This is a genomic window from Streptomyces sp. DSM 110735 (assembly GCF_016482685.1).
In the GTDB taxonomy this organism is placed as follows: Bacteria; Actinomycetota; Actinomycetes; order Streptomycetales; family Streptomycetaceae; genus Streptomyces.
In genome coordinates this window covers 1-1,145 of record NZ_JACYHF010000046.1, presented here as the reverse complement: position 1 = coordinate 1,145, position 1,145 = coordinate 1, and the positions used below count along the sequence as shown (strand labels likewise).

Annotated in this window: 1 protein-coding gene; it reads right to left on the bottom strand. The window is 65.2% G+C overall.

The annotated features are described in order from the left end of the window. The coding region (pgi, locus tag IF655_RS30840) for a glucose-6-phosphate isomerase (RefSeq protein ID WP_199588526.1) at positions 1-1,145 on the bottom strand (1,145 nt) is incomplete at both ends.

The window sequence follows — 1,145 nt, the reverse complement described above, 5'->3', positions numbered from 1 at the left end:
ACGCCCCACTGGTCGAAGGAGTCGATGTTCCAGACCGCGCCCTGGACGAACACCTTCTGTTCGTAGAGGGCGATGAGCTGGCCGAGGACCGAGGGGGTCAGTTCGGGGGCCAGGATGGTGGTGGTCGGGCGGTCGCCCTGGAAGGTCTTGGCCGCGACGAGTTCCTCCGGCACCCCTTCCGCCCGGACCTCCTCCGCCGTCTTGCCGAAGGCGAGCGCCTGGGTCTGGGCGAAGAAGTTGGCCATCAGCAGGTCGTGCTGGCCCTTGAGCGCATCGCTCAACTCCTCGGCCGGACGCGCGAATCCGATGAAGTCCGCCGGGATCAGTTTCGTGCCCTGGTGGATCAACTGGTAGTACGCGTGCTGCCCGTTCGTCCCCGGCGTACCCCACACCACCGGACCGGTCTGCCACTCCACCGGCGCCCCGTCACGCTGCACCGACTTGCCGTTGGACTCCATGTCCAACTGCTGCAAGTACGCCGTGAACTTGGACAGATAGTGGCTGTACGGCAGCACCGCCAGCGACTGCGCGTCGAAGAAGTTGTTGTACCAGATCCCCAACAACCCCATCAGCAAAGGCGCGTTGCCCTCCGCCGGAGCGGTACGGAAGTGCTCGTCCACGATCCGGAAACCGTCCAGCAGCTCCCGGAACCGCTCCGGACCGATCGCGATCATCAGCGACAGACCGATCGCCGAGTCGAACGAATACCGCCCGCCGACCCAGTCCCAGAACTCGAACATGTTGTCCACGTCGATCCCGAACCCGGACACCTTCTCCGCGTTCGTCGACAACGCCACGAAGTGCCGCGCGACCGCCTTCTCTCCCCCACTCTCGGCTTCGCTCGAGCGGGAGGTGCCCCCATCCAGCGACTCAAGCAGCCACTGACGTGCCGAGGTCGCGTTCGTGATCGTCTCGATCGTCGTGAACGTCTTCGACGCCACGATGAACAACGTCTCCGCCGGATCCAGATCCCGGATCGCCTCATGCAGGTCCGCGCCGTCCACGTTGGACACGAACCGCACGGTCAGATCGCGGTCGGTAAAGGCGCGCAGCGCCTCGTACGCCATCGCCGGACCCAGATCCGAGCCGCCGATACCGATGTTCACGACGTTCTTGATCCGCTTGCCGGTGTGCCCGGTCCACTC